The sequence below is a fragment of the Pseudomonas sp. 05N432 genome, from assembly GCF_056396945.1.
In genome coordinates this window covers 136129-157016 of the sequence record NZ_JBFTMM010000003.1, presented here as the reverse complement: position 1 = coordinate 157016, position 20888 = coordinate 136129, and the positions used below count along the sequence as shown (strand labels likewise).

The following is a 20888-nucleotide window of genomic DNA, read 5'->3' as shown; positions in this document are numbered from 1 at the left end:
GCCGATGTGCGGGCATTTTTCTGCTCAACGTTTTTGCAACCACCCCAGAAATCCAGCTTTCCTGACCGGCACAGGCTTGGCCATCAACGCCAACCGACTGTTCTGTTGCCGTACTGCCTGCAACTTGTTCAACGCCTGGCCCACTTCGTTGCGCTGCTCCATACACTGGCGGGTCAGGTTCTTGTCGAGGCGGTAGATGATGGAGGAAGTCAGCGCGGTGAACGTCGCCTGGGACGGCGTATCGGCAAGGATGCTCTGTTCGCCCATGACTTCGCTCGGCCCCATGCGACCTGCCTCGGCCAGGCCATTGCCGTCGGACACGCTGGCGCTGACGACACCGGTGGCAATCACAAACAGGCTGTCCGGCACTTCGCCCAGATCCAGCACCACCTGGCCGGCGGTGTACTGCTGCGGCACCATCGATTCGGCGAGGCGGTCACGTTCCTCATGGCTGAGCGAGCGGAAAATCTTCACTTCATCGAGCAGCGCGCGGGCGCGGCTCGAGGGCTCGATCACACCGTCCGGATGCCGCGAGATGCCAGCCGCTTCAAGGTGCCGATGGGCGAGGTCGAACAGTTGATTGCGCACGTCGCCTTTCTTGCCCAGTTCGGCAATGAAACCGCTGGCCACGTATTCGGACATTTCTTCACCCGCCTCTTTGAGCAGCGCTTTCGGCGCCGGATCGAGCAACAGACTGCTGCTGCCTTGCAGAGTCCGCTCGAGGGCATCGAGCACCCGGCGCGGACGGACGTGGTTCGGCAGCTTGATGCTGATCGACACGCCGTGCAGGTTGGTCGGGCGGCTGAGGTTGACGATCTTGGCCTTGGCCGCCACCGAGTTCGGCACCACGGCCAGGGTGCCAGCGCTGGTCAGCAGATGGGTGGCGCGCCAGTCGATATCGAGCACCTTGCCTTCGACGCCGTCGATCATCACGAAATCGTCCACCTGATAGGGCTTGGTGGTATTGAGCACGATGCCGGAGAACACGTCGCTCAATGTACTCTGCAACGCCAGACCGACCACGATGGCAACCACCCCGGAGGTCGCGAGCAGGCCTTTGACCGGCAGCTCCAGCACATACCCGGCGGCAGCGACAATGGAGGCCAGGAACACCAGTGCACCGATCACGTCCTGCAACAACCGACCGCTGTGACCGATGCGGCGCATCAGGGCCAGACCGATCACTTCGGTCAGCACCCGCGCGGCGTACAGCCACCAGAGAATCCCCAGTGCCGTGGCGCCCAGTTGCGCAACAGGGTCATCGGCGAACAACGGCGCCTGCAACGGACTGACGCCGGCGTTGATGACCAGCGCACTGAACGCCAGAAACAACGCCAGACGCACGCCGACCCGCAAGGCGCGGTGCTTGAACGGGGCGAGGTGCCAGAGCAGTGTGTCGAGCACCAGAAGCAGGGCGCTCCAGGACAGCAGGTGGGCAAACATGAAAGTCATGGAATAGCTCCGCCGGAAAAGAGAGAGTGGCCCGCACCGGATGGTGTGGGAGCGAGCCTGCTCGCGATGGGGGTCTATCAGTCAACAGTGCAGCGGCTGACAGGACGCCATCGCGAGCAGGCTCGCTCCCACATAAAAGCCCTTCGCCCCACATCGCTGTGGGGGAAGGGCCCTGGCTTAGTTCAGATGGGTCTTGAGCTCAGCCGCCGCTTGTCGCACTGCGGCCTTCACTTCAGGTATCTGGCTCAGCGGATTGAGCAGGCCGAAGTCATGAATCATCCCGTTGTAGCGCACCGCGGTCACCGGCACGCCGGCCGCGTCGAGGTGGCGGGCGTAACCTTCGCCTTCGTCACGCAGCACGTCGAATTCGGCGGTCTGCACCAGCGCGGCAGGCAGGCCCTTGAGCTGTTCGGCGCTGGCATTCAGTGGCGAGGCGTGGATCTGCGCACGTTCGGCCGGGCTGGTGGTGTAGTTGTCCCAGAACCACTGCATCATGCCTTTGGTCAGGAAGTGGCCCTCGGCAAACTGCTGGTACGAGCCGTTATCGAACCCGGCGTTGGTCACCGGCCACATCAGCAACTGGAAGCGCAGGGTCGGGGTGTTCTGCTCCTTGGCCATCAACGCTACCACCGCCGCCATATTGCCGCCGACGCTGTTGCCGGCCACCGCCAGGCGCTTGCCGTCGACACCAATGTCCTTGCCGTGCTCGGCCACCCATTTTGTGGCGGCGTAGGCCTGGTTGATCGCGGTCGGGTAGTGGGCTTCCGGCGACGGGGTGTAATCGACGTACACGGCAACTGCCCCGGAGCCCACCACCAGATCACGAATCAACCGTTGGTGGGTCGGGAAGTCGCCCAGTACCCAACCGCCACCGTGGAAGAACATGAACACCGGCAATTCGCCTTTGGCCCCGGCTGGGCGCACCACTTTCAGGTTGATCGTCTGACCGTCGACCTTGATCGCCTTGTCGCTGACTTCAACACCGGACAGATCGACCTTCACCGAGGCCTGGGCACCGGTCAGCACCGCGCGGGCGTCTTTCGGGCTCAGTTGTTCCAGCGGTTTGCCACCGCCGGCGGCGAGGGCATCGAGGAAGGCCTGGGTGTTGTGTTCGACACCGGGGCTGCCGGCGGCGAAAGCGTTGCCGATGGACAGGGCGAGGAGGGAGGCGGTGAGGGTTTTCTTGATGTTCATGGTCAATTCCTTTTTCAATCGTTTGAGTTTTTATGCCTTGGGATCGGGCTGCTGTGACGCTGGGGTTCAGGTCTCAGCAACACCGTGAGCACAGATTAATGAGGTGCCTGAAAGTGAAAAAGCGGCTATAAAGCGTTTAACTGTCAACCAGAGAGTGACAATGAACCCGTTCGAAGACATGCGTATTTTTTGCCAGGTCATGGACTCCGGCAGCTTCACGGCGGCGGCCGATCAGTTGGGCCTGTCCAAGCAGTTCGTCAGTCGCCGGCTGATGCAATTGGAGGAGCGCCTCGGCGTGCGCCTGCTCAACCGCTCGACCCGGCGGCTGGACGTCACGCCCTTGGGGCAGAGTTATTACGAGTCAGCCTTGCGCCTGCTCAGCGAAGTCGAACACGTGGAGCAGGGCATCGCCGGCCAGACCGCCGAGCCACGCGGCATCATCCGCTTGAGCGCGCCGCTGTCGTTCGCGGTGGCGCACTTGGGGTGCCTGCTGCCGGTGTTTTTGCAGCGCTATCGCGACGTTACGGTGGAAGTGGACTTGAGTGATCGTCCGGTGGATTTGCTCAGTGAAGGCTACGACCTGGCATTGCGCATCGGCGTGCTGGAAGACTCGACGCTGATCGCCCGACGCCTCGCCTCCATCCAGCGGGTGTACTGCGCCAGCCCAGACTATCTGGCCGAGCGCGGCACGCCGGTTCACCCCGAAGATTTGCACAGCCATGACTGCCTGCCTTACGGCCACGGCCGCCAGGTGCAATGGCGGTTCGAAGGGCAGGGCAAACCACTGACCGTGAACGTCACCGGAAGGATGCGGGTCAACAACGGTGAATTGCTCAAGGACGCGGCCATCGCCGGCATGGGCATTACTTATTTGCCGACCTTCATTGTCGGTTCGGCCTTGAAGGACGGGCGGCTGGTGCCGGTGCTGGACAACTTCCGCCCTGCGCCGTTGACGTTATCGGCAGTCTATCCGCAGCATCGCCAGGGCTCGCGACCGGTGCAGGCGTTGATCGAGTTCTTGCGTGAACGGCTGGATCGGACCGAGGACGCCTGAGGCGGTGGGCGTAAAAAGAAATTTTATCAGCATGATTTTTCCAGATTCGCACATCCATACAATCGCTCTGCTACAGCGAAGCCGAAAATAGCCCCTCTCAAACGTATCCGGAGAAGTGTTATGGCAACCGCAAAAGCAGCACCAGGTAAAGGTCTGATCAATCCGAGCAACCACGCTCTGATCCTGATCGACTTTCAGTCGCAGATGTCATTTGCGACCAAATCCATCGACGCTGTTTCACTCCGCAATAACGCTGCACTGATCTCCAAGGCAGCGAAGGAGTTTGGCGTTCCGACCATTCTTACCACCGTCGCCGAAAAAAGTTTTTCGGGCCCCATGTTTGAGGAAATTACCTCGGTCTTCGCCGGTCAGGAACTGATTGACCGGACCAGCATGAATACCTGGGAAGACGAGCGTATAGCCGTCGCCGTGAACAAGATCGGTCGCGACCGAATCGTTCTTGCCGGTCTCTGGACTTCGGTCTGCATTGTTGGCCCGGCGATCTCGGCGCTTGAACAAGGCTTCGAGGTCTACATCATTTGCGATGCGTGCGGTGACGTTTCGGATGAGGCTCATGAGCGCGCTATCGAGCGCATGATTCAAGCCGGTGCGCGTCCGATGACCTCACTCCAGTACCTGCTGGAACTGCAACGTGACTGGGCTCGCAGCGACACCTATAACGAGACGGTGAAAACCTCTATCGCTCACGGCGGCGCTTATGGTCTTGGTTTGATTTATGCCAAAACCATGTTTAACGCATCGGAAGGTCACTGATCTGAATTGCGCCTCTTCCTTGGTAGGGGAAGAGGCGCACTCAGGCGAGCGGTGGGGAGCAATGGAACATGTCCACATCTGATATGAATACGACGACTGCACCGGATGTAGCGCTGTGTTGGCTACGCATCACCGGTGTACTGATGCTGTTGCTGGTGCACGGATTGCCCAAGCTGTTCAATTTTGAGCACGAACTGACGTTGATCGAAGACCCGTTTGGCATGGGGGCTCGGTTGACCTTGTCTCTGGCAATTTTCGCGGAAGTGTTTTGTCCGATATTCATCGCAGCCGGACTTCTGACGCGCCTTGCGACACTGCCTGTGCTCTTTTTGCTGGTTGTCTCGGTTATCCGGGTTCATCCCGAGTGGAGCCTGGCCGAGGGCCAGTTCGCCTGGCTGCTGCTGATCATCTTCTCGACGATTCTTGTCGGCGGGTCTGGAAAATTGGCAGTAGGTACGAGTCTGTCGCATCGCTGGCCGCTCCTGAGCAAACTGTAGGGAGAGACGGGTGAGTACGATGACCAAAGAGCAGCCACCGACAACGTCGGCCTGGCAGCCGCTTCGTTATGGATTGTTTCGCAGTCTGTGGCTCGCGAGCATTGCATCCAGCATCGGGACGTGGATGCATGAAGTGGGTGCTGGCTGGCTGATGACCTCTTTGTCGGCCAGTCCTTTTATGGTGTCTCTGGTGCAGGTAGCGGGTGCCGCTCCCATGTTCCTTCTCGCGCTGCCCGCTGGTGCGCTGGCCGACATCATCGACAAACGACGTTACCTGTTGGCTGTCCAGACAGGGATGGCCGTCATTGCGCTTGCGCTCGCCTTGATCACCTTGGCGGACCTGATGAGCGCGACGCTTTTACTCCTCTTTACGCTGGCCATGGGGGTTGGAACAGCGCTGACCATGCCCGCGTGGTCGGCGTTGACACCCGAGTTGGTTCCCGCGAACGATCTGCCCGCCGCGATATCGCTTAGCAGCGTGGGGGTCAACGTTGCCCGAGCACTCGGACCGGCCATCGCTGGCATCATCATCAGCCTGGTAGGGCCATGGGCGACATTTGCCGTCAACGCCCTGTCTTTCTTTGGCGTTATCGCAGTGCTCGCCTTGTGGCGTCGTACGCCACAACCGTCCGTATTACCGGCAGAACGGCTGTTTGGCGCTATCCGTGTGGGTTGGCGCCATGCCCGTAGTTCACGCGAACTACAACGAGTCATGGTGCGTGCCCTGGCGTTCTTTCTCGGCGCAAGCGCCGGTATGTCGTTGCTTCCACTGATTGTGCGAGGTGAGTTGAAGGGCAGCGCTGAGCAATTCGGGATCTTGCTCGGTTGCGTCGGGATCGGGGCGGTCGCGGGCGCAATGTTCCTGCCCGCAATTCGTCGTCATATTGCGGTCAATCTGCTGGTGGCATCGGCCAGCCTTATCTATGCGGCAGTCTTGCTGGCGTTGGCATGGGTTCGGGATTTCTACCTGCTTGTCCCGGTGATGCTCATCAGTGGTGCTGCCTGGATCGCGGTATTGTCCAGTCTTCAGGTGTCTGCGCAAACATCGGTACCGGCGTGGGTCAGGGCCAGGGCGTTGGCGGTCTACATTCTGACGTTCTTTGGCAGCATGGCCATCGGCGGTGTGGTGTGGGGGCTGATCGCCAGCTGGCTGTCGATCTCGATATCGCTGAGTTTTGCCGCTGTCATCATGGTGCTGGGAGTCGCGGTGGGCGGGTGGGTAAAACTGCCCGCGCTGAGCGCAGAAGACCTGGCCCCTTCGCTGCATTGGCCTCAACCGTTGATGAGTGTCGATGCTGATGGTGAACGTGGGCCAGTCATGATCACGGTCGAGTACGAGATTGACACGGCGCACGCCGATGCCTTCAAAGAGGCCATGGACGACGTACGCAGAATGCGCCAGCGCAATGGTTCTTTTTCCTGGCAACTGATGCAGGACACCGAAAATCCTCAACTCTGGATAGAGCTGTTTTTTGACGAGTCCTGGCACGATCATCTACGCCATCACAGTCGAGTCACTCGCGCCGAGTTGAAAATCGAATCAGCCGCCCGGCGCTTTCAAATCGCTGGAAAGCCTGTACGAATTCGGCACCTGCTCAAAGGCTGACGGGTTAGTCCTGCTCAAGAGCAAAATCAGGAGGTCATCGCGGCGCCGCCCGCCCAGGACTGTCTCTGCCAGGGCTAGATTTTGAAGCGTCCTACCAGCCTTTCAAGTTCATGGCCCAGGCGTGCAAGTTCGGCACTCGAAGAAGCGGTTTCTTCGCAGGTGCTTGCCGTCTGGTCGGAGATGTCGCGAACGTTGATCACACTGCGATTGATCTCCTCGGTGACCGCGCTTTGCTGCTCTGCGGCCGTGGCGATTTGCTGATTCATTGACTGAATGATTGATACCTTGCTCGCGATGTTCTCCAGGGCGCTAACAGCGCGATGGGTAAACTCCACGCTGCTTTCGCTCAGCAGCAGGCTGCTTTCCATTCCTGTGGCAACGCCGTGAGTGCCGCTTTGTACGCCGGCTACCAGAATTTCAATTTCTTCGGTGGAGCGCTGGGTGCGTAAGGCGAGATTACGCACCTCGTCCGCCACCACCGCAAAACCACGGCCAGCCTCTCCGGCGCGGGCTGCTTCGATGGCCGCGTTCAGCGCCAGCAGATTGGTTTGTTGGGCCACGGCCTTGATCACATCCAGTACGCCGCCGATTTTATCGCTTTGTTCCTGGAGATGGCGTACCGCGTCTGCCGACTGGTTGAGTTCTTCCGCCAAGCGCGTGATCTGCACAATGGCATCACCCATGATCTGCTCTCCCTCGCAGGCTTGCTGATCCGCGATGGACGCGGCAGCAGAGGCTTCATCGGCATTGTGTGCGACGTTTTGCACGGTAGCGGTCATCTCGTTCATCGCGGTGGCGACATGATCTGTTTCGGCTTTCTGGTTGTTGACGCCTGCATTCGTATGTTCGGCGACCGCCGATAGCTGTTCGGCAGCGCTGGCAACCTGGATGACACCGGATCGAATGCCGTCGATCAGTTCATGAAGGTTGAGCGTCATCTGCTGAAGGCCTGATTGCAGCTGGCCCAGCTCATCACGCCGGTTGACCTGCACTTGCTCGCTCAAATCACCCTTGGCAATACGGTTCACCACCTGGAGTGTGTGCTGCAATGGATTAACGATCTGTCGGGTGATGACCCACGCTGCGAGTGTGCCCAGCAGCAGAGTCAAGGCCGCGACAAGACCCAGCAGGGTCATGGCAGACACGGCATCGGCATCGCGTTTGGCATTTTGCGACGCTATGAGTTTTTGCGTCGTGTCGAGCAACAGGTCGCCCAACTGCCCCATACGTTTAAACAGTGGCGCCTGGTCAGTGTTGGGTTGGGTCAGGTCATGCAGCAGTTGTCCGTACTCTTTGACCGAGTTGTTCTGCTGTTGAATCAGGTCTTGATCAAGCGGGTCAGTGAAATGTTCCCTGATACTGTGCAGATGGGCTGCCAGGTCATCCAGGGTGTTCTGCAGCGGTTGATAGGCATCCGCTTGAGGGTGTGTACCTATGCGTAAACGAATGATTCGCAAGTCTTTGGTGTAATCGCTGATTTGAGCAATTTTTTCAATCTTAAGGCCGCGGTCGGTCAATGTAATAATTGCATACCAGCCGGTGGCGGCCAGTAACAACGCAAGCCCTAGTACCAGGCCGAACCCCAGGCTTAATTTAGCGCTGACACGGAAATTGCTGATCCAGCCGAACATAAGGACTCCAGGTAATAATGCAGGTTGATTGATCATGGCGCCCTGAATGTCGACCCTGAACCCCAATGCTTTAATTTTAGAATCGCCACTCTCATGTTTCAGATGGCGTTTCGGGACATTTGTAAAAAACATCAGGGTGTATGAATCAGTTGGTTGTAACGTGACTGAAAGGATACAGCTCTACGCCTGTCGGGCTTTGCCAGAGATATCCTCTCCTTAACTAAGGATGTTTTTCGGGCGCCAAAAGTGTTGCCTTGTGCTTTAGTCGAATGTTCACGCTCGTCTGGTTCTGGTTGCCCCGTATTGATGGCGCAAGCGCCTGAAAATCGCGCAGGGCAGTGGCAGGTGATTTAAAGATGGATCGCTTGTTTCAGATAAAAAAACAGCTGGTCTTGACAGTCTCTGTAGTGGCTTTCAAGGTTTTCAACCTCCCACATCCGAGCGAGCCATACCTCATCACATGCCGCGTCTATATGCTTGACAGTGGATCTCCAGGAGGCGTGAGCATTATCAATTGCCTGAAGTAATTGTAAGAGTTCCTCATTTATCGGAAGCGCTTTTACTGGGGCTTTTCTCAGGGACATTTAAAGTACCAGGCGTCGATTTTTATTGTGTGTTGTGCACTATAAGGTTCAACTCGTGGGAGCAGTATTCGACTTATGGCTAGCGAGGTAATGAAGTGGCAGGCCGTTCTTAGTGGTCAGTATTCATTGAACTTATAGTGCGTTGATCATGGGGGCGGAGTGATAGTGCTGCAGGATTTCAGCAGCGGTGCGTACAAGCGGATTCGGTTCGGCCAAGTAAGTCGCACTCACCTTAAACCTCAGTTCAATCAGTCACGGCAACGCTTTATCAGCTCAACAACCGGCTTGATTTCGCTGTTCATCAGCAAGATGGGGTATTGATCCGCAGCCGCTCACAAGGCTTGCACCTTAAGTATTGCACCGTGGCATGACCCGGTCAGGGTCCAAGTCATCGCGCCACCCCCACAGGCCCAAAGCATCTGCCAACCCCTTCCAAGGCACCGTATAAGGCTGTTCGCCAGCTTTCGATAATCGCCTCCGACATTTCGTCCCCCGAGTTCGGAGCGCGCCATGCACAACAACAATAAGAATTTGCCCCATCTTCTGCCAGCGGTCATTGTCGGCCTGTCGATGCTTGGCCTGAGCGCTATCGCCAAGGCCGATATCATGCTGTACGACAAGGACCAGACCACGTTCTCTACCGACGGCTACATCAATGCCTTTTACGTGAACAGCAAGGTTGATCGCGCCGGTGATCAGTTCGACCGCCGCCAGGCCCGGGTGAAGATGGGGTTTCTGCCCAACTATCTGGGCTTCAACATGGGCAAGCAGGTCGATGACCTGAAACTCGGGGCCCGGGCCTCCTTCTGGGTGACCATCAACGACAGCCAGACCAAGGGCACCGACACCGCTATCGATGTGCGCCAGTTCTATGGCACCGTGGCCAATCCGGAATGGGGCGAGGTGCTGATCGGTAAGGATTTCGGCCTGTTTGCGCGCTCCAACATCCTGCTCGATGAACTGCTCACCGGGTATGGTCAGGCCAGCGATAGCCTGGGCCTGGTCGATGGCGGCGGGGTGTCGTTCGGCAATATCGGCAGCGGTTACCCGTATCCATTCCCCACCTCGCAGATCACCTACCGCACGCCGGTCATGGACGGCTTGCGAGTCGCGGTGGGCATCATGGATCCGGTGAGCACCAACGACAGCAGTCCGACCGGCAAGGCCTATCAGCAGAACCCTCGCACCGAGAGCGAGATCACTTACCAGTTCGATGTGGCCGGGGCGAAGATTTACAGTTGGGTCAACGGCAGCTACCAGACCTCGGACAACACCGACTCTACCGTCAACTCGGTCACCTCCAAAGGCGTCGGTTACGGCGTGCAGGCGAAGATGGGCGGGCTGTCGCTTACCGGTTCCGGCTTTCAGGCCAAGGGTATCAATCCGTTCTTTACCAACAACGCCGGCCAGCCGACCCTGAGAAATGTCGACAGCGATGGCTACTTGCTGCAGGGCTCCTACACGCTCGGCAAGAATCGCCTGGCGCTGTCTTATGGCAAAACCAAGGACGATGGTAACGGTGTAGTCGGCAGCGGTGCGGATTACCAAACCCGCGGTGTGGCACTGTTCCATGAGGTCAATGACAACCTCAAGCTGGTCGCCGAATACAACCAGTTCGAAATCAAAGGCCATCAAACCATTGCCCAGAACGAGAATACCGATACCTTCGCCGTCGGGGCCGTGCTGACCTGGTAAACCCCGATCATCCGCCCGGCTGTCTTTGCAGGCGCGATCGCCAGGATCGTCGCCTGCTGCAGCGCCTGCACAGATTGCTACACACACACATCCCATAGGCACCGCCGAAGGCTGCGATCCTTCGGTGGCAACGCCTGCTCGACCGGCCTTTTCATCCCATGGAAGCGGCTAACCCCTACCCAAGTAGCATTCGTGGTGCCCGGCAGGCTTCGTACACTCAGGCCTCATAGTGCGCGCCGGCAGGAGGCGAAGATGCAGCAGGCCCAGAATGAGGGTGTCGTCAGTGCAATGTCCCAGGCGACCGATGCCCGGCTGGTGGCCCAGGAACTGGCGCGGCAGCTGTTACACCCGCACTTGGGGTTCGTGTTGTTTTTCTGTTCCGCCGAATACGATTTGCAGGCGCTGGGCGTAGCCCTGGAGCAGAGTTTCGGCGGTATCCGCCTGGTGGGGTGCACCAGCGCCGGCGAAATCACGCCCCTTGGTTATGGCCGCAATTGCGTGACAGCGGTCGGTTTCGATCATCGGCACTTTTCCATCGCCACCGAACGGATCGACGAAATGGAACGCTTCAGCCTGATCGACGCCCAGCGGATGGTCGAGCGGCTGGTCAGCGACTGTCGCAGCAACACCCTGGCGCCGATCAAGGGCAACAGCTTCGCCCTGACCCTGCTTGATGGCCTGTCCAGTCGTGAGGAAATGGTCCTGGCTGCCCTGAGTGCGGCGCTGGGGGACATTCCGCATTTCGGTGGCTCAGCCGGCGACGACAATTACCTGACCCACACTCATGTCTATTTCGAGGGTGAATTCCACTGCGGCGCAGCGGTGGTGGTGCTGGTCAATACCTGGCTGGATTTCGAAGTGTTCACCACCCATCACATCCTGCCCCGCGAAGAGAAGCTGGTGGTGACGGGCGCCGACAGCGCCCAGCGTCGGGTCTTCGAGCTTAACGCCGAGCCCGCCGCCGAAGAGTACGCGCGCCACATCGGTGTGCCGGTGGCCGAGCTCGATCACCGGGTATTCGCCGCCCACCCGCTGGCGGTGCGGATCCACGACCAGTATTACGTCCGGGCGATCCAGCAGGTTCATCCGGACCTGAGCCTGAGTTTTTATTGTGCGGTAGAGAACGGCATCGTGCTGACCGCCATGACCCCCGGGCCGATGCTGCCGAATCTGCAACATTTGTTCGACGGTTTGCAGGCGCGTCTCGGCGAGCTGCTGCTGACCATCGGTTGCGATTGTTTTCTCCGGCGCCTGGAGCTGGAAGACGGAGATGGCCTGGAACAGATCGGCGCGTTCTTGCGCGAGCAGCGGGTGATGGGTTTCAACACCTATGGAGAACAGTTCAATGGCATGCACATCAACCAAACCTTCACCGGAGTTGCCATTGCCCGGAACCGAACCCCTGTCAGTCGTTGAACTGCAACAGCAGGTTGTCCGACTGCAGCATGAGAACCGCAAGTTACAGCGGATCAATGACGCGCTGATCGAGCGGATCGAATCCGGGGTGACGCGGGGCAATGACCCTTACTCGGCCTTTCAGCATTCGGTGGTGCTGGCCGAGCAGGTCCGTGAGCGCACCGATGCATTGAACCAGGCGATGGCCGAACTCAAGGCCGGCAATCACTTGCTCAGCGAAGCCCGGCTGCGGGCCGAAACCGCTCACCGGTATCTGATCGACGCGATCGAGAGCATCTCCGATGCCTTCGTGCTGTTCGACGAAGACCAGCGCATTGTGCTGTTCAATAGCCGATTCAAGGCATTCTGGGCCAACAGCAAGGTGCGGATTATCGCTGGCATGCGGCTGGCCGAGGTCAAGCGACTGATGACTGCCACCGGGCTATTCAATGAAGAACCGCGAGGCCATGCCGACGAGCAACTGCTCTATCGGCTGCAGAGCGGTTGTTGGCTGCAAGTCAGCGAGCGGTCCACCCGGGAAGGCGGGCGGGTGATGCTGTTTACCGACATCACCGAGGTCAAGCTCAGCGAAACCGTGCGCCGCGAACAGGCTGTCGCGCAAAAGTCCCGTCTGTTGCAGCGTGCGGTGGACAACCTGTCCCAAGGGGTGGCCATGGTCAGCGCCGAGGGCATCCTGGAGTTGTGGAACCGGCGCTTCCTCGAACTCAGCGGCCTGGCGCCGGTGGCCGCTCACCGGCCCTTTGCCGAGGTGATCGGCGACAGTGAGTTGCGCCTGCTGACCCCGGACAGTCGCGACGCCAACGGGAGGATCATCCACGAATGCGAGCAGCGCCTTTACGACGGACGGGTACTGGAAATCCGCACCCATCCGCTGCCCACCGGCGGCTTCGTCAACACCTTCACCGACATCACTGAACGCTATCAGCATGCCGAGGCCCTCAGTGAGAGCGAGCGCTGGATTCGCCTGATCACCGACCATGTGCCGGCGCTGATCGCCTATCTGAATGCCGATCTGGTCTACGAGTTCACCAACAAGGTCTATGAAGAGTGGTATTGCTGGCCACGGGGCGTGATGCTCGGCCAGAGTCTGCGCGAGGTGCACAGCGAACAGCACTATCAGCGGCTGGAGAGCTATGTGGCGCGGGCATTGGCGGGCGAGAGCGTGACCTTTGAGGTGGCCGAAACCAACATCAATAATCAGGAGCGCTACATGCTGCGCTCCTATGTCCCGAACCGTCTGGCCAGTGGTGAGGTGGTGGGGATTTTTGTGCTGATCCGCGACATCACCGAGCGTCGCAGAACGGCGCAAGCGCTGCACCAGGCCTATCAGAATCTGGAGCTGCGGGTGCGCGAGCGCACGGCCGAATTGACTACCCTGAATGACCAGTTGCTGCGCGAGATCGACGAACGCAGTCGGGTCGAATCGCGCTTGCGCGAGGCCAAGCTGGAGGCCGAACAGGCCAACCTGTCGAAAACCAAATTCCTCGCTGCCGTCAGTCATGACCTGCTGCAACCGTTGAACGCGGCGCGGCTGTTTACCAGTGCGCTGCTCGAGCGCCGCGAGCCGGTAGCCAATGCGACACTGGTGCGCAATGTCAGCAATTCCCTGGAGGATGTGGAGAATCTGCTGGGCACATTGGTGGATATTTCCAAGCTCGATGCCGGGGTGATCAAGGCCGATATCGCGCCGTTCGCCCTCAGCGAATTGATCGACAACCTGGCCACCGAATATGCCCAGGTGGCGCGCAGCGAAGGGCTTGAGTTGCACTTTGTGGCCTGCTCGGCGCTGGTGCGTAGCGACATCCAGCTCTTGGCGCGGATCCTGCGCAACCTGTTGAGCAATGCGATTCGCTACACCCCCGGCGGCCGGGTAGTGCTGGGCTGCCGACGGCATCGCCGACACCTGTCGATCGAAGTCTGGGACAGCGGCATCGGGATCGCCGAGGAGCGTCTGGAAGAGATTTTCCAGGAATTCAAACGCGGTGATGTGCAGCGCCCGAACCAGGATCGCGGGTTAGGCCTGGGCTTGGCTATCGTCGAGAAGATATCCGGCATCCTCGGCCACCGGATTCGGGTGCGCTCGTGGCCGGGCAAGGGCTCGATGTTTGCCGTCGAAGTTCCCCTCAGCGCCACTGCGCCCAAGGCTCAGCCGAGCCCGGCGATCAGCGAGCCGATGCTCGAACGCCTGCGCGGTGCGCGGGTGTGGGTGCTGGACAACGATGCAGCGATTTGTGCCGGCATGCGGACCTTGCTCGAAGGCTGGGGCTGCCTGGTGGTCACGGCATTATCGGAAGAAGACCTGGCGCGTCAGGTGGACAATTACCATGCCGAAGCCGACCTGCTGATTGCCGACTATCACCTGGATAACGACTGCAACGGTGTCGATGCCGTGGCGCGGATCAACGCGCGTCGGGCCCTGCCGATACCGGCGATGATGATCACTGCCAACTACAGCAACGAACTCAAGCAACAGATCCGCGAACGGGGCCACACCCTGATGCACAAACCGGTGCGGCCGATGAAACTCAAGACTGCGATGAGCCATCTGCTCGGACAGCCTTGAGGTGCGAGCGAAGAGCCAAAGATCGCAGCCTGCGATCTTTGGCTCTCGCGGCAGAAGAACCTAGCGCCGCAGATAAGCGCCGAAGTCGATGTCCCCGGCACTGAGGATCGCCTGCACCCGGTTGTGCACGTTGAGCTTGCGCAGGATCGCCGAGACGTGGGCCTTGACCGTGGTTTCGGCGATGTCCAGGGTGTAGGCGATCTGCTTGTTCGATTCACCCTTGGTCATGCGTTCGAGCACCAGCAGTTGCTTGCGGGTCAGGGCCTGGAGCAATTCGGGCGGAAAGCTCGGGGTTTCGCTCATGCGTCGAGTGAAGGCGCTTTTTTGCGTACGGATGATGTCCGGCGGCAGGTAGACGTTGCCGTTGAGGATCTGCTCGATTGCCTCGGTCATTTGCGAGCGTGGCGAAGACTTGGTGATAAAGCCCACGGCGCCATAGGTGATGGCTTGCAGCACCACCTGTTTGTCCTGCTCGGCAGAGACGATCACCACCGGAATGGTCGGCGCCTCGTTGCGCAGATTGATCAGGCCATTGAGGCCATGCATGCCGGGCATGTTCAAATCCAGCAGGATCAGGTCCAGGTCGTCGTGCTGCTGGGTCAGCGTCAGGGCGCTCTCGAGGTCGGCAGTCTCCATCACCTCGCTGCCCGGAAAGCCGTCGCTGATAACGTTGTGAATGGCTTCGCGAAACAGCGGGTGATCGTCGGCAATCAGAATTTTATACATGGCCTTTCACCTCGTTATTGTGATTAGGGTGGGGCAAGGGTTCTCAGGCTATGGCGTCAGGGAAAGGCGCTGCCGGCGACGCAAGGCACGCGGCACAGGCTCTCATCCTGTTTGTCATGGAGCCATTACATGCCAGGGACGGCGCTTTGTGAATGCGACCATAGATAAGAAAACCAGTACTAAAGTAGGAGACGGGTTATCCGGCCTTGCGTAGCGCTGCGTGCTGGGGATTGAAAGTCAGCACCGCAAGCGAGCTGAACAGCAGGGTCAGCCCCAGGCACACCGCCAATGCCAGCAGATTGAGGCGTTCGTACAGGGCAAAACGCACCAGCTCCACCGCGTGGGTAAATGGGTTCAGGGCACAGAGCCAGTATAACCACTGACTGGCCTCGAGCATCTTCCACAACGGGTACAGGGCCGATGACAGGAAAAACAGCGGGAAGATCACGAAATTCATTACCCCGGCAAAGTTCTCCAACTGACGAATCGCGTTGGACAGCAGCAGCCCCAGGGCACTGAGCATCAGGGCCACCAGCAGCAGCACCGGCAACGCCAGCAGCAGTCCCGCCGCCGGTGGTTGCACGCCGTACAGCCAGGCAATGGCGAGGAAAGCATAAACCTGCAGCAGGGAAATCAACGAGGTGGCCACTAGTTTGCTGCCCAGCAGAAAGGCTCGCGGCAGAGGGCTGGTCAGCAGCACCCGCATGCTGCCCATCTCCCGGTCGTAGACCATCGACAGCGAACCCTGCATGCCATTGAACAGCAGGATCATGCAGGCCAGGCCGGGGATGATGTACACCTCATAGGGAATGTAGGTGTCGTAGGGATCGATAATCGCGATACCCAGGGCGGCGCGAAAACCTGCGGCGAACACCAGCAGCCACAATAGCGGGCGCACCAGGGCACTGAGAAATCGCGTGCGCTGCAACACGAAGCGCAGCCATTCGCGCAACACGATGCCGCTGAAACACCGCCAGTATGCGTTCATCGGGGGCTGACTCCGATAGTGGCCGCGAGGCCGGGTGAAGGGGTGAGGCGGGCGAAAGCGGAATCAAGATCGCCGCCGTGCTCCCGGCTCAGTGCGTCCGCCTGTCCGCTGGCGACCAGCCGGCCCTGATGGAGGATCAGCAGGTCATCGTCGGGGTGCACTTCGTCCAGCAGGTGGGTGGTCCAGAGCGCACTGATCTGTTGCTCGTGACACAGCGTGCGAATGTGCCGATTGAGCGCCAGGCGGCTGGCCGGGTCGAGGCCGGCACTGGCTTCATCCAGTAGCAGCAAGCGCGGTTCGTGGAGCAGGGCGCGGGCAATTTCCACCCGCCGGCGATGCCCGCCATTGAGTTCACGAACCCGTTCGTGCCGTCGCTCGGTCAGACTTTGGCGCGCCAGTTCGGCATCGATCCGCCGCTGGCTCTGGCCACGCGACAAACCCTGCAGCGCGGCGTGATAGCGCAGGTTCTGTTCGATGCTCAGGTCCAGGTCCAGAGTGCTTTGCTGGAACACCACCCCCAATTGGCGCAAGGCCGGGCGCGCGGCGTTGCGCAACGAGCAACCGCCGACTCGAATATCCCCGCGTTGCAGGTCATAGAGCCGGGTGAGCAGGGCGATCAGCGTTGACTTGCCCGCGCCGTTGGGCCCCAGCAATGCCGCGAAACGCCCCGGTGCCAGGCTGAAACTGAGCTGTTTCAGTGCTTCGCGCGGGCCGTAGGCGAAGCTCACGTCGCAGACGTCAAGGGCGTTCATGGCGTGACCACCACGCCCCATGGGTAGCGTCCGACCTTCACCGATTTGATGACCTTGAGGCTGTTGACATCGATCACCGATACATCGCCGCTGACCCCGTTGGTCGCCAGCAACTGGCTCTGATCCGGGGTAAACGACATCTGCCAGACACGTCGCCCGACCAACAGGTAGTCGAGGATCTCGAAGGTTTTTGCATCGATGACCGCCACATGGTTGGCCGGGCCCAGTGCGACGAAGGCGTACTTGCCGTCGGCGCTGAGCTTGACGCCCACCGGTTGCACCTTGTCCGGGTGCACGCCCTTGATCTGGAATCTCAGGGTCTTGAGGATCTTGCGGGTCGCCACGTCGAGAATGGTCACCGTGCCGCCGATCTCGGCGGAAGCCCAGAGTTGCGAGCCGTCCCGATTGAACTCGACGAAACGCGGCCGCTGATCCACCAGGGTGCTGTCGGTCAGGGTCTGGGTGCTGGTGTCGATCCAGTGCAGCATGTTCGTGGTTTCACTGGTGTTGACCGCCCACTTGCCGTCGGGGCTGACCGCCATGCCTTCGGGTTCGACGCCAACATTGACCTGGCCCAGGACCTTGGCGGTTTCGGTGTCGATCACCGTCACCAGTGCATCGTCCTCGTTGGAGACATACAGCCAGCGGTTGTTGGGGTGCAGGGCAAATTGCTCCGGGTCCTTGCCCGAGGGCAACTCCTTGATGATCTTGCGGGTGGCCACATCCATCACCTGGACCCGGTCCGAGTCGCTGGCGCAGATGTACAGCAATTTATTGTCGTGGGACAGCAACAGCCCGCGCGGGCGCTGGCCCACGGGCAGGGTCTCGGTGACTTGCAGCGTCTGCATGTCGATCAGGCTCAGGCTGTTGTCTTTCTCGTTGGAGACCCAGGCGGTGCTCGCCACGGCTTGCCCGGCGGCGAGCAGGAGGGCGCAAGTGAGCAGGGTGCGGCGCATGGCGGATTCCTTATTGTTGTTGTGGTGGTTTGATCAGGGATAGCGGCAACTCACTTCAGGTTTGTCGAAACCCAGGCTGTCCATTTCATTGGTGGGGTGTAAAAAGCCGTCCTCGGGCGCGGTGCTGACCAGCGCTCGCGGCTGGACGATAGGGATCGGCTGGCGCAACTGACCGTTCCATGGGCGATAGCTGAGTTTGCGGCCCTTGAAACCGTCCAGTGGCAACTGGTCACTGAGTTCCAGTTGGCGAATGGCGACCGGGTCGGTCTGGCGCAGTTTACTGACTGCGCTGGCGATGCTGCGCACGGCGACCCAGGCGGCGAAGTCGCGGTCGTTCATATAGCGTCCGGCCAAGGCTTCGAAGCGCTTCTGCAACTGGGCGGCCCCGTAGGTTTCCACGGTGTGGTGCCAGCCGGTTGGGGTCAGTCCCTGGGTGCCGGCCACGGGGCGCGGGTACCAGGTCTGGTAGGGGACGTATTCACCGAAGTCGCCGCGCTCATCCGCCACCAGCACCACGTCGTATTCGGCGGTCTGGGTGAACAGGGGCATGTCGGCCTGGGCGCTGCGGCGCTGGTCGTTGTCGAACGTCCAGGGTTTCTCGGCGACGATCTTCAGCCCGAAGCGTTTCATGGCCCGTCGCAGAGCGGCGGCATAGGCCTGGTCTTCCGGCGTCTGACCGACGATCAGCAACGCCCGCTGCCATTTGCGCACCACCATGAACTGCACCAGTGCATCGGCCAACATCGCCCGGCTGGGCAGACTGTGCAGCACGTTGGCCAGGCAGTCGGTGCTGCGCAGGCTGTCATCGGCACTGCCGGCATTGAACAGCAGGCTGTCGGGCAGGGCGGCGCTGAGCTGGCGCAGACTGTCCAGCGGCACATTCACCACGAACAATCGCAGGCCTTGAGCGTGCTGGAATTTGGCGGCTTCGAGCAACGCTTCGGGACTGTCGACGACGGTGCTTTGCAGGTGATAGTCGTGTTTGAGAAAGCGCCCGGTGCTGTTGCTGTCGATGATTGCCAACTCGGCGCCTCGCAACCCCGCATCGGTGGGTTCGGGGATGACAGTGGACAGCAATGGTCCGGGATCGGGGCGATAACCCAGGTAGCCGATGCGCACTTGCAACGGGTCGTCGTCCGCCTGGCTCTGGGTGGCCAGCAACGCGGAGCAGGCAATCGCCAACCAATAGAACAGGGCGTAACCAATAAGCTGGCGCATAGGGCACTCCACTTCGTATGGCGCCAGCATAGGAAGTCCGGGAGGGCAGCGAAATATGCAGAAAGTACCAGTGAGCCAGTACCAAGGTCGTAACTTGCCAAGTGCGGCGCGGTTTTAGCATGGGTAACAGCCACCCATCCAGAGCACAACGATCATGCGAATTCTTAAAGCATTGCTCCTGCCGTTGCTGCTGATCCTGAGCTTGATCGGCGTCGACAAATTGCACGGAGCCCGCCCTGTCGCCGTGCTGGTGGTCCCCGTGACCCCAGGGTATTAGGCGCGCAGGCCGCCAATCGCCAAGCGTTTCGCCACAAGCCCTACTACCAAGGGATGAGCATGCGGCCACCAAAGCAGCATTCGGATCGTGCTGYGCTGTTCCTAAGATGAGCCCGTAGCCTCTGTAGAGAGGTAGTGCGTGCAATCTTGAGGGCAAAACAATGACAACAAAACGCAACGCCTTGCTGGTTGCAGGGCTGCTGACCGGTCTGTTCGGTGCCGGTGCGACCTGGGCCCATGGCAACGTGGTCCCCCAGGCAGTGGAAACCAAGGGCCTGACCCCGATCAAGGATGCCGGCGTGCAGGTCGATGCCGATGGCTGGGCAGCGGCGAATCCCTATCGATCCTCCCCTGAACATGACAAGGCTCTGGAAATCGGCTCTTCGGCCTACAACCAGAACTGCGCCGCCTGTCATGGCCTGGAAGCCAAGTCCGGCGGTATTGCCCCCGACCTGCGCCTGCTGGATGTCGGCGAAGCGGGTGATGAATGGTTCGTCCAGCGTGTCCGTAATGGTGCAGTGCGCGACGGTCGGGTCTACATGCCGAAGATGGCCGACTACCTGAGCCAGGAAGCGCTGTGGGCGGTGCGCACCTACCTCGACAGCGTGCATGTCGAGCAATGACCCATGCGCCTGCTCGCGGTGTTCATCAGTGCAGTGTTGTTGTGTTGCCAGGCGGTGCAGGCGCAGGTCCGCACCTTTGATCAAATGATCGCCGAAGGGGAGCTGAAGGTCGCGGTCTACAAGGATTTCGCGCCCTACAGCTTCGAAGAGGCGGGCACGCCACGAGGGGTCGATGTTGAACTGGCCCGGGCCCTGGCCAAGGCGCTCGGTGTCCGTCTCACGCTGATCTGGGCGCCGCCGGGAGAAAAGCTCGACGACGATTTGCGCGACTACATCTGGCGCGGCAGCCAACTGCGCAACCAGCAGTTGGCCGACCTGATGATGCGCGTACCGTATGACCGCGACTACTCACAAAAGCGCAACGAGCTCGGTGAGTTGGAGAACGGCCACGTAGTGATGTTCGGGCCTTACCAGAACGAGCAATGGCAGGTCGCTTACGACCGTCGTCGACTGGAGTCGGTAGGCAGCGTTGCGGTGTTCGAGCATCACCCCATCGGGGTTGAAGTCGACAGTGTGCCGTCGTTCTACCTGACCTCGGTGTTCAACGGCATGCTCAGGGCCAGTACTCACCACTATCCGGGCGTACCCCAGGCCTTTGCTGCCATGAAGGCCGGCGAGGTCGATGCGGTGATGGCGATGCGCGGCGAGATCGACTGGCAGGTGCACGAGGCGGCCGATCCGCAATTGGCGCTGGCAGAAAACGCCTACCCGAACATGGGCAAGCAGCTCTGGGAGATCGGCATGGCGGTGCATGAAAGCAACCGTCAGTTGGCCTATGCGGTAGAGGAAGCGCTGGAAGGCTTGATCCACGACGGCACGCTCAAGGCGATCTATGCCAGCTATGGCCTGCGCTATGACGTACCCGACATGTACCAATAACCGA

General features: G+C 60.0%; 18 protein-coding genes. 10 read left to right on the top strand and 8 right to left on the bottom strand.

The window, feature by feature from the left end; genetic code table 11:
- Positions 1 to 24: 24 nt before the first annotated feature.
- Positions 25 to 1452, bottom strand: coding sequence for a mechanosensitive ion channel domain-containing protein (locus tag AC1DHT_RS05100; RefSeq protein WP_427538518.1), 1428 nt, complete (start codon positions 1450 to 1452; stop codon positions 25 to 27).
- A 177-nt stretch (positions 1453 to 1629) separates the two neighbouring features.
- Complete coding sequence (locus tag AC1DHT_RS05095; RefSeq protein ID WP_427538521.1) at positions 1630 to 2646, bottom strand: alpha/beta hydrolase; 1017 nt, start codon at positions 2644 to 2646, stop codon at positions 1630 to 1632.
- A 160-nt stretch (positions 2647 to 2806) separates the two neighbouring features.
- Between AC1DHT_RS05095 and AC1DHT_RS05090 the strand changes: the two genes are divergently transcribed.
- The 4 genes from AC1DHT_RS05090 to AC1DHT_RS05075 all read left to right on the top strand — a co-directional run bounded on the left by AC1DHT_RS05090 (position 2807) and on the right by AC1DHT_RS05075 (position 6577).
- Entirely contained in the window at positions 2807 to 3700 is an 894-nt protein-coding gene (locus tag AC1DHT_RS05090; protein ID WP_427538524.1) for a LysR family transcriptional regulator, read from the top strand.
- 120 nt (positions 3701 to 3820) lie between these two features.
- Entirely contained in the window at positions 3821 to 4474 is a 654-nt protein-coding gene (locus AC1DHT_RS05085; protein ID WP_427538527.1) for a hydrolase, read from the top strand.
- Positions 4475 to 4542: 68 nt separating this feature from the next.
- Positions 4543 to 4971: a DoxX family protein gene (locus AC1DHT_RS05080; RefSeq protein WP_427538530.1), complete on the top strand. Its 429-nt coding sequence runs from the start codon at positions 4543 to 4545 to the stop codon at positions 4969 to 4971.
- Between the two features lie 19 nt (positions 4972 to 4990).
- Positions 4991 to 6577 carry an MFS transporter gene (locus AC1DHT_RS05075; protein ID WP_427538533.1) on the top strand — a complete coding sequence of 529 codons (1587 nt, stop codon included), beginning with the start codon at positions 4991 to 4993 and terminating at the stop codon, positions 6575 to 6577.
- A 74-nt stretch (positions 6578 to 6651) separates the two neighbouring features.
- On the opposite strand, the gene AC1DHT_RS05070 is transcribed toward AC1DHT_RS05075, so the two are convergent.
- On the bottom strand, positions 6652 to 8208 hold the full coding sequence (locus tag AC1DHT_RS05070; RefSeq protein ID WP_427538649.1) for a methyl-accepting chemotaxis protein: 1557 nt from the start codon (positions 8206 to 8208) through the stop codon (positions 6652 to 6654).
- A 1094-nt stretch (positions 8209 to 9302) separates the two neighbouring features.
- On the opposite strand from AC1DHT_RS05070, the gene AC1DHT_RS05065 reads away from it, so the two are divergent.
- The 3 genes from AC1DHT_RS05065 (at position 9303) to nahK (ending at position 14466) form a co-directional block, all read left to right on the top strand.
- Entirely contained in the window at positions 9303 to 10487 is a 1185-nt protein-coding gene (locus AC1DHT_RS05065) for a porin (RefSeq protein WP_427538536.1), read from the top strand.
- A 252-nt stretch (positions 10488 to 10739) separates the two neighbouring features.
- A complete protein-coding gene (gene nosP / locus AC1DHT_RS05060) occupies positions 10740 to 11903 on the top strand; it encodes a nitric oxide-sensing protein NosP (protein ID WP_427527126.1) in 1164 nt (387 codons plus the stop codon).
- The gene (gene nahK, locus AC1DHT_RS05055; RefSeq protein WP_427538539.1) at positions 11833 to 14466 is read left to right on the top strand and encodes a hybrid sensor histidine kinase/response regulator NahK/ErcS'; all 2634 of its coding nucleotides are present in this window, start codon (positions 11833 to 11835) and stop codon (positions 14464 to 14466) included. Before nosP ends, nahK begins: the two co-directional genes overlap by 71 nt.
- Positions 14467 to 14526: 60 nt before the next feature.
- Here the strand turns inward: nahK and AC1DHT_RS05050 are convergent, their stop codons facing one another.
- From AC1DHT_RS05050 to AC1DHT_RS05030, 5 genes are all read right to left on the bottom strand, one after another.
- On the bottom strand, positions 14527 to 15192 hold the full coding sequence (locus AC1DHT_RS05050; protein WP_427527128.1) for a response regulator: 666 nt from the start codon (positions 15190 to 15192) through the stop codon (positions 14527 to 14529).
- A gap of 196 nt (positions 15193 to 15388) precedes the next feature.
- Complete coding sequence (locus tag AC1DHT_RS05045; protein WP_427538542.1) at positions 15389 to 16180, bottom strand: ABC transporter permease; 792 nt, start codon at positions 16178 to 16180, stop codon at positions 15389 to 15391.
- On the bottom strand, positions 16177 to 16932 hold the full coding sequence (locus AC1DHT_RS05040; RefSeq protein WP_427538544.1) for an ABC transporter ATP-binding protein: 756 nt from the start codon (positions 16930 to 16932) through the stop codon (positions 16177 to 16179). Before AC1DHT_RS05040 ends, AC1DHT_RS05045 begins: the two co-directional genes overlap by 4 nt.
- Positions 16929 to 17888 (bottom strand): YVTN family beta-propeller repeat protein, encoded by a 960-nt coding sequence (locus AC1DHT_RS05035; RefSeq protein WP_427538547.1) that lies wholly within the window; start codon positions 17886 to 17888, stop codon positions 16929 to 16931. The genes AC1DHT_RS05040 and AC1DHT_RS05035 overlap by 4 nt, the downstream gene beginning before the upstream one ends.
- A gap of 33 nt (positions 17889 to 17921) precedes the next feature.
- On the bottom strand, positions 17922 to 19106 hold the full coding sequence (locus AC1DHT_RS05030; protein WP_427538550.1) for an ABC transporter substrate-binding protein: 1185 nt from the start codon (positions 19104 to 19106) through the stop codon (positions 17922 to 17924).
- Between the two features lie 154 nt (positions 19107 to 19260).
- On the opposite strand from AC1DHT_RS05030, the gene AC1DHT_RS05025 reads away from it, so the two are divergent.
- The 3 genes from AC1DHT_RS05025 to AC1DHT_RS05015 all read left to right on the top strand — a co-directional run bounded on the left by AC1DHT_RS05025 (position 19261) and on the right by AC1DHT_RS05015 (position 20884).
- Complete coding sequence (locus tag AC1DHT_RS05025) at positions 19261 to 19383, top strand: hypothetical protein (RefSeq protein WP_427538553.1); 123 nt, start codon at positions 19261 to 19263, stop codon at positions 19381 to 19383.
- 160 nt (positions 19384 to 19543) lie between these two features.
- The gene (gene pedF, locus AC1DHT_RS05020; protein WP_054596928.1) at positions 19544 to 20005 is read left to right on the top strand and encodes a cytochrome c-550 PedF; all 462 of its coding nucleotides are present in this window, start codon (positions 19544 to 19546) and stop codon (positions 20003 to 20005) included.
- 3 nt (positions 20006 to 20008) lie between these two features.
- On the top strand, positions 20009 to 20884 hold the full coding sequence (locus AC1DHT_RS05015; RefSeq protein ID WP_427538556.1) for a substrate-binding periplasmic protein: 876 nt from the start codon (positions 20009 to 20011) through the stop codon (positions 20882 to 20884).
- Positions 20885 to 20888: the final 4 nt, after the last annotated feature.